General features: G+C 63.3%; 9 protein-coding genes. 8 read left to right on the forward strand and 1 reads right to left on the reverse strand.

The genetic code is table 11. From position 1 onward, the window contains the following. The first annotated feature begins 58 nt into the window (after positions 1-58). The 5 genes from AKL29_RS34865 (at position 59) to AKL29_RS34885 (ending at position 3,101) form a co-directional block, all read left to right on the forward strand. Positions 59-796, forward strand: coding sequence for a peroxiredoxin-like family protein (locus tag AKL29_RS34865; protein ID WP_050387274.1), 738 nt, complete (start codon positions 59-61; stop codon positions 794-796). A 12-nt stretch (positions 797-808) separates the two neighbouring features. Continuing rightward, positions 809-1,090: a GNAT family N-acetyltransferase gene (locus tag AKL29_RS34870; protein ID WP_244482592.1), complete on the forward strand. Its 282-nt coding sequence runs from the start codon at positions 809-811 to the stop codon at positions 1,088-1,090. 210 nt (positions 1,091-1,300) lie between these two features. After that, positions 1,301-1,876, forward strand: a complete 576-nt coding sequence (locus tag AKL29_RS34875; RefSeq protein WP_050387276.1) for a cytochrome P460 family protein — start codon at positions 1,301-1,303, stop codon at positions 1,874-1,876. Between the two features lie 165 nt (positions 1,877-2,041). Then, positions 2,042-2,587, forward strand: a complete 546-nt coding sequence (locus tag AKL29_RS34880) for a DUF1993 domain-containing protein (protein WP_050387277.1) — start codon at positions 2,042-2,044, stop codon at positions 2,585-2,587. Between the two features lie 64 nt (positions 2,588-2,651). Then, positions 2,652-3,101, forward strand: coding sequence for an MFS transporter (locus AKL29_RS34885; RefSeq protein ID WP_050387278.1), 450 nt, complete (start codon positions 2,652-2,654; stop codon positions 3,099-3,101). 174 nt (positions 3,102-3,275) lie between these two features. Here AKL29_RS34885 and AKL29_RS34890 read toward each other — a convergent pair whose 3' ends face one another. Further along, positions 3,276-4,640, reverse strand: a complete 1,365-nt coding sequence (locus AKL29_RS34890; RefSeq protein WP_050387279.1) for an MFS transporter — start codon at positions 4,638-4,640, stop codon at positions 3,276-3,278. Between the two features lie 546 nt (positions 4,641-5,186). On the opposite strand from AKL29_RS34890, the gene AKL29_RS34895 reads away from it, so the two are divergent. The 3 genes from AKL29_RS34895 to AKL29_RS46030 form a co-directional block, all read left to right on the forward strand. Then, positions 5,187-6,104 carry an NADP-dependent oxidoreductase gene (locus AKL29_RS34895; protein ID WP_050387280.1) on the forward strand — a complete coding sequence of 306 codons (918 nt, stop codon included), beginning with the start codon at positions 5,187-5,189 and terminating at the stop codon, positions 6,102-6,104. Between the two features lie 179 nt (positions 6,105-6,283). Further along, positions 6,284-6,919: a nitroreductase family protein gene (locus AKL29_RS34900; protein WP_028337068.1), complete on the forward strand. Its 636-nt coding sequence runs from the start codon at positions 6,284-6,286 to the stop codon at positions 6,917-6,919. 34 nt (positions 6,920-6,953) lie between these two features. Then, positions 6,954-7,215: carboxymuconolactone decarboxylase family protein (locus tag AKL29_RS46030; RefSeq protein WP_244482593.1), on the forward strand; the 262-nt coding region annotated here is incomplete at its 3' end.

Raw genomic sequence — 7,215 nt, forward strand, 5'->3', positions numbered from 1 at the left:
AAGTCCCAGACCGGCGTGTACTGCACGCCGCGGTCCCGGAAGCGGCGAGGGCGCCGGCATGACCACGACGCGCACTCCGGCAGCCAACCACTTCCAGCCGATCAATCCGCAGCCCGACAACTCCCAACCGATGAAAAATCAGACCGACAAGACACTTGCCCGGATTCGCACCGAGCTGTTGACGACCTTCAGCAGCGCTGACTTGGAGTCATACAACCACCTCGTGGTCTGGCTTCGGGATACAGACGTGGCATCGCAGGCGTTGAAGGTCGGAGACAACGCGCCAGACTTTCTCCTGCCGGATGCCGACGGCCGTCTCCACTCCTCCGAACAGCTGCGCCGCAACGGACCCCTGGTCCTGAGTTTCTTCCGAGGCGCGTGGTGCCCGTTCTGCACCGCAGAGCTCCGCGCTCTTCAGGCCGCGAAGGATGAGTTCGAGAGCGTCGGCGCGACCCTCGCAGTCGTGACACCCGACACAAGAGACTTCCCGCGGCAGCTCAAGCGAAGTCTGGGCTTGGACCTAAACGTGCTCTCCGACGTCGACTACGGCGTTGCCATGTCGTATGGCGTACTGTTCCGGGTGCCCGACGAGACCAAGGCGCACTATTCCGAGCAAGGCTTCGACTTCGGCGCCCGGCACGGGTCACCGGTCTGGATGTTGCCCATTCCCGCGACCTACGTGATCGACGCGAAAGGCCGGATCCGTAGCGCGTTCGTCGAGCCCGACTTCACCAAACGGGAAGAGCCGGCGCAAATCTTGGCCTCGCTGCGCCAGGCCGCTTCCACGTCCCGATGAGGGAGGCAGAAGGTGGAGAGCGACATCCGGGATAATCCGGCAATGAGCCGGTTTGAAATGGCCCTCGGCGACACCGCGCTCGCGGTCGCCTACTACAAGGTCGAAGACGGTCGCGTCGTCCTGCTCCACACGGAGGTGCCACAAGAGATCTCCGGCCTAGGGTACGGATCGATGCTGGCGCTTGGCGTTTTCGAAGCGTTGCGACGCGGCGGGAAAAGAGTAATCGCGAAGTGCCCCTTCATGTCCTCGTACGCCGCTCGACACCCCGAGTACGCCGCGCTTCTTGATGGCTGATCGAAAAACGAACGGAGCGTACGCGAGCACAACGCTTGGGCGACGATACCCCAAGACTATCGAATGCATGTCCAAAGGGAATTTCCGATGTCGTCGCCTGTGTCCGATCCTCAGGCCTGCTGGACCGGCCGAGCACGCGGTTGGCTCGACATTGATTGAAGCCCTTGCGCCGCGCCGCCGTGCCGCGCGCGGGCAGCAAAGGAGACCCCCATGAAATTATCGAGGACTGTCAGCCTGGCCGTCGCCGTCTCGCTTGTCGCCGGCACTGTGGCGGCGCTCGCTCAGATCAGCGGAGCGGCTCCGGCCAATCCGACAGCGAACGTGGCGGACGCCGCCGGGCACCTGCGTGTGCCGGCAGACTACCGAACCCTCTACCAAGCGCTCGGGAACTGGGCAATTGCCGCCGACAGCGGCCAGGGTTCGAAGGAAATGCACGCCGTCTACGCATCCCCGGGGGCAATCGACGCCTATCGAAAGACAGGGCACTTCCCGGATGGCGCCGTTCTGGTGAAAGAGGTCTTCGCAACCTCGACGAACGAGATGACCACCGGCACGGTAAGCCACGCCGACAAGCTCAAGGGTTGGTTCGTCATGGTGAAAGACAGCAAGGGAACGCACCCCGGCAACCCGTTGTGGGGCGACGGGTGGGGATGGTCGTGGTTCGACGCGGACAAGCCGCTCAAGACCACCTCGACGGACTACCGTTCGGATTGCCAGGGGTGCCACGTGCCGGCCCAGGCCACGGACTGGATTTATGTGAATGGATATCCCGTCCTGCGTCACTAGGCGGCCGTATGCGCGGGCGCCCTCCTCTTGCTGCAGTTTCGCGGAGGCAACGTCGAAAGCCGCAAGCTGGTGCGGCAAGCTGGAAGATTGAAGAGCGTGTTGTGACCATTCGTTTCAGCTATCGGCCTGGCGGGTCCGATCGACGTTCGGAGTACAAACGAGCGCATGGAGTTCGACGTGTCCATCTCGGTCTATGACATCACGGTCCCGGTCATGGTGCACGGACTGAACGTGATGGACGACTATCTCGATCACGCTCAAGCGCTCGAGCGGACCAGGGGGATTGAGCCTGGGAGGATCCTTGGCGAGCGGCTCGCGACCGACATGCTGACTTTCGGAGAACAGTTTTCCGTGAGCTGCAACAAGGTCTACGCACACATGGCGAAGCTGATGCAGCGTGACGTGCCAGCACCCCACAACGTCGCCATGATGTACCCTGCATTGAAGGCGCGGCTCCTCGAGACGCGCGACTTCTTGCAAAACGTGCGGCCGGACGAGATTGCCGGCGCGCAGTCCCACACATACGAACTGACACCGCCTATCGTGCGTGGGTGGTTCGGCGGCGACGATTACATCCGGCGCCTGGTGCTGCCCGACTTCTTCTTCCACATCTCGATTGCGCACGCGATCCTTCGGCATTTCGGCGCGAAGATCGGGAAGCGCGACTACCTCGGCAACCTCAGTCAGCAGAGCGGCGGTGACTACTCGTGAGAGGCGGGCGCGGCGCGCGACACGGGCCCCGCCCAAAGTTCGCGCGCCGGAGATTTGCGCCTTGATGGAAGCAGGTTTTCTTGTGACACCCTGGCCGTTCATGACTGCCGTTATGGCTCCGACCGCCGGTCGCTTGACAATCCGCTACCCCGTCTCGGTGCTTTGCAGCATTGGTTTGGCGTTGCTGGCGGCCGGTTTGCTCCTGATGATCTTCTTGCCGACAACTCCGGCGAAGTGGGATGTCGTATGGCGGCTGGCCCTTTGCGGTATCGGTTTTGGCCCTTTCCAGACCCCGAACAACACCGCGATGATGACAGTCGGACCCATAGGACGTAGCGGGGCCGCCGGTGGAATGAACGCTGCGGCTCGCTACGTCGGATGGTCGCTTGGCTCCGCCTTGGTCTCATTGATCTTCGGCTTGGGCGGAGATCACGGCGCGGACTTTTGTTTGGTCGCCGGAATGGCCTTCGCTCTGGTGGAAGCGGCTACCAGCAGCGCTCGTCGGCTCAGATAGCGTTCCAATGCGGGACGCCGGCACGTCGTCGGAGGCTGTGTGACGATATCTGCGCTATGTGCGCGCCGCCACAGACAGACGACAAGCCGTCGCCGAACCCGGGGGCTCGTGAATCGACGATCAGCCGTGGCATCCGACAGTTGGAGGATCGTTGGAGGAGGTGCCGCATGCTTTCTAGGCCTCTCCCGAGCCGCCCGCTTTCGCCGCGGCCGGCGTCGGGGTTATTGCAGTCGTCAAGGCGCCGCCGATCGAGGTCACGGCGGCTACGGCGAGACCGACTTCGTAGCCGGATTCGAAAGACGCGACACCGGCGGCCAGTGCCACGCCGGCAAGCTGCGCAATCCGGCTTGCCGCATTGTTGACGCCGGAGGCGAGCCCTTCGTCCGTCTGGTCAACGCTCGACAGGACGGACGCAGTCAGCGGTGCCACGAGCACGGCGAAGGACAGGCCAAGCAACGTCATGGGCGCAATCACGCTGAGCATTAGGGGTTCTTCCTGGCCGAGCGCCATCCAGACATAAGCAAGCGCCGCACCAGCCGGTCCCGCGATGAGCATGGTCCGCGCGCCAATCTTGTCCGCCAACCCACCGAACACGCCCGAGAGAAGTCCCACGCCGAGCGTGAAGGGCAGGAATGTCAGCCCGGCGTCGGTCGATGACAGGGCGCGGCGGTCGATGAGTTCAAACGGGAGCAGGAAGAATATGATCGAAACCCCTGCGTAGATCATCAGGGTCGCGACGTTCAGCCCAAGAAAGGCGTGGTTCTCCACTAACCGAGGTGGCGTCATCGGGTGTTTGCTTATACGCGCCCAGAACGCGTAGAGAGCGAGCCCGACAATGCCAAGCCCGGCGACGATCGCGAGCACCGTGCGCGGCTGGGCTGTAGCGTCCGCGGCGGCCCGAGCGCCCCTGGGGCCGATCTGACTGAGCGCCCAGGCGAGCGCTCCGATCGCGGAAGCGAGGATCGCGGCGCCAATCACGTCGAACCTTCGGTGGATGCGCTCATCCTTGGGTGCGAAGACCAGCAGAATCCCGACGGTGACGAGCGCCAGCGGCGGGTTGATCCAGAACACGGATGGCCAACCAAAAGTTTCGGTCAGCCAGCCGCCTAGGACAGGACCCCCGGCGGTGGTGAGAGCCGATGCCGCGGCCCATAGGCCGATCGCCCGGTTCCGCTCCGCGCGCGGATAGGTGGCCCCAATCAGGGCGAGGCTTGCGGGCGTGACGATCGCGGCGGCCGCTCCCTGTGCGACGCGGGCAGCGATCAGCCATGCGGGCGAAGGCGCCAGCGCGCAGGCCGCGGAGGCCAGACCGAACAGGACGCAACCGAGCCTGAGCATGCGCGCCTTGCCGTAAACATCCGCGAGCGCGCCGCCGATCAATGTCAGCGAGGCGAGCGCCAGCATATACCCGTTGAGAACCCATTGAACGGAGGCGAGGTCGGCTCCGAAGTCAGCGCGCAATCTCGGTAACGCAACGGGCAGCGCTGTCCCATCGATGAACGCCATCGAGGACGCGAGTACACAGGCCGCGAGCACCATGCGCCGGCACCAAGGCGGCGCTTCCCGCCCGAGCTCTCGCGGACAGGGTTCGGCATCGATAACACCGCGGCTGCAGCGCTCTGTAAACGGCTCCGCCTCGTGGCGACAAGCTCGCCGTCTCTGGCTTGTAGGAGGGGGCATTTGCAGTCTCGTTTTGGATTGTTAGCTGCGTCTGGCAGCGGTCTCACATCTTGGCGGTCGAACCCCCGCGATGGAAATCACCTCTCGCCATAGAATCAATCGACGATCGTTATTGCCGCTCGCTGCGTGGCGTGATGCCGTCGCGGCCTACACACTTGCCTGGACTTACGAACGACAAAGAGAGCCGTCGCAGCGCTATTCCCGGCTGTTATCGAAACTATACCTGCCGGCTATTGGAAAAGTTCGTCCCGCGTTGTGATCAATAGCTACGTCGACCACCAGCAAAGCGCTCTTCCGCCTTCGCTTTCGGAAGCTACCCATGGCCGCTGGCATGGATATGTCGAACGGCCCCTTATCGACGGAACGTATTCGGCAAAGAGACGAGTAACTGAGGAGACAATTCGTATGAAGGCGATCGTCGTAACGGACCGGGCTGCGGGAACGGCCGGAATGACGCTCGTGGAGCGGCCGGAGCCGCAGGCGGCGATCAACGACGTCGTCGTTCGGGTTCATGCGTCGGGATTCACCTCGGGCGAGCTGACGTGGCCCTCGACGTGGACCGATCGCCTCGACCGTGACCGAACACCTTCGATTCCCGGGCAGGAACTGGCCGGTGTGGTTACCGCTCTCGGCTATGGCACGACGGGGCTGTCAGTGGGACAGCGAGTGTTCGGCCTTTCAGACTCGTATCGCGGCGGCACGCTGGCTGAGTATGTGGCTGTCGAGGCACGCAACCTCGCGCCGCTGCCGGGTGACGTCGACTTCACGGTGGGTGCGAGCGTAGCGATGCCGGGCCTGACCGCGTGGCAGGGACTGTTCGTGCACGGCCGCCTTCGGGAGGGGCAGAGCGTCCTCGTGCACGGCGCGGCAGGCGCAGTCGGGTCGATGGTGGCGCAACTCGCACGATTGGCCGGCGCCTATGTCATCGGCACCGGACGTGCCGCCGATCGTCAGAAGGCGCTCGACTTCGGCGCGCAGGAATTCATCGACCTCGAGAACGACGTCCTCGAAGACATCGGCGGAGTCGATCTGGTGTTCGATGTCATCGGCGGCGACATCGGGAAGCGTTCCGCGCGCTTGATTCGAGCTGGAGGAACGCTGGTGTCCATCGTCGGGCCGAGCGAAGCGCGACCCCGCGATGGCCTGGCGGTCGACTTCGTTGTTGAGTCCGATCGTGCCCAACTGAGCGAGATCGTCCAGCGCGTGCGGGACGGACGACTGCGGACGAACATCGGCAACATCGCGGCTCTCGACGATGCAGTCGCGGCTTTCAATCCGACCAAGCGGATTAGCGGGAAGACGATCATCCGCATTCGACCGTGAACGACACGCATTCGATGCTCGCAGCCCGCTGCGTCCTTTTAGCCGCGCCGGGGGCACTGGGAACCCACCCACGCCCCCTGACATGAGATGTCGAAAGGGCTCCATCCCCGCAGCATTTCCAGCAAAGAGAGCAAAAGCACCCGCTATCTCAACCTATCCCTTCACGCATAGGAACCACCATGACCAACCGAATGACCATGACCAACGCCGTCATCGAATGTATCCTGAGCCGCAGCGCCACCAAGTACTACGACCCCACCGCCACCCTGAGCGACGACCAGATCCGCGAGCTGGTGCGAATCGGCACCACCGCGCCGACATCCTTCCACTTGCAGAACTGGCGCTTCATCGCCGTACGCACGCCGGAAGCCAAAGCTCGGTTGAGTCCGATCGCTTGGAGCCAGCCCGCAATCACCGAAGCGGCCGTTACCTTCATCGTCTGCGGCCAGTTGGCCGATTCCAGCGTCGTCCCAGAGCGTCTGGCACCGCTGGTGGAAGCGGGCATCATGCCGGCAAAGATGGTGCCGGAATGGGAAATCCCCGCACGCGATCTGTACATGGAGTACCCGCAGCGCCAGCGGGACGAGGCAGTGCGCACCGGCACCTTCGGCGCTGCGGCGATGATCTATGCGGCCCTCTCACTAGGCTTGGGTTCGACGCCGATGATCGGTTTCGATGCCGAAGCGGTGCACCGCGAGTTCGGACTGACCAAGGACGAGGTACCGGTCATGCTGTTGTCCGTAGGGACTGTGCGTCCGGGGAACTGGCCGCAGAAGCCGCGCCGGCCGGTGGCCGATGTCTTGAATCTCGTTTGATTATTAGTGAAACCAGCAAACTACAGAGAATGTGATGCCAAGGATTGCAGCTCTAAGGCCGGAACAGGTGCCGGCCGATTCGAAACCGACCCTCGATATGTTCACCAAGAATATCGGGTTCACCCCGAATATGATGGCGACTTTCGCGGCAAGCCCGATCGCGTTCAACTCATGGGCCGCCCTGCTCGGCTCCTTGAGCAAGGCGCTCGACGTGAAGACGCGTGACAGCATCGGTCTCGCTGTCTCCGAAGTGAATGGCTGCGACTACTGCCTGACGGTTCACAGCTTTACGGCCG

The sequence above is a fragment of the Bradyrhizobium pachyrhizi genome (genome assembly GCF_001189245.1).
GTDB lineage: Bacteria > Pseudomonadota > Alphaproteobacteria > Rhizobiales > Xanthobacteraceae > Bradyrhizobium > Bradyrhizobium pachyrhizi.

Coding starts and splice junctions, on each gene's coding strand:
- AKL29_RS34875 (WP_050387276.1), top strand. CDS start 1,301: ATGAAATTATCGAGGACTGTCAGCCTGGCCGTCGCCGTCTCGCTTGTC.
- AKL29_RS34885 (WP_050387278.1), top strand. CDS start 2,652: ATGGAAGCAGGTTTTCTTGTGACACCCTGGCCGTTCATGACTGCCGTT.
- AKL29_RS34895 (WP_050387280.1), top strand. CDS start 5,187: ATGAAGGCGATCGTCGTAACGGACCGGGCTGCGGGAACGGCCGGAATG.
- AKL29_RS34900 (WP_028337068.1), top strand. CDS start 6,284: ATGACCAACCGAATGACCATGACCAACGCCGTCATCGAATGTATCCTG.
- AKL29_RS34865 (WP_050387274.1), top strand. CDS start 59: ATGACCACGACGCGCACTCCGGCAGCCAACCACTTCCAGCCGATCAAT.
- AKL29_RS34890 (WP_050387279.1), bottom strand. CDS start 4,640: ATGGTGCTCGCGGCCTGTGTACTCGCGTCCTCGATGGCGTTCATCGAT.
- AKL29_RS34880 (WP_050387277.1), top strand. CDS start 2,042: ATGGAGTTCGACGTGTCCATCTCGGTCTATGACATCACGGTCCCGGTC.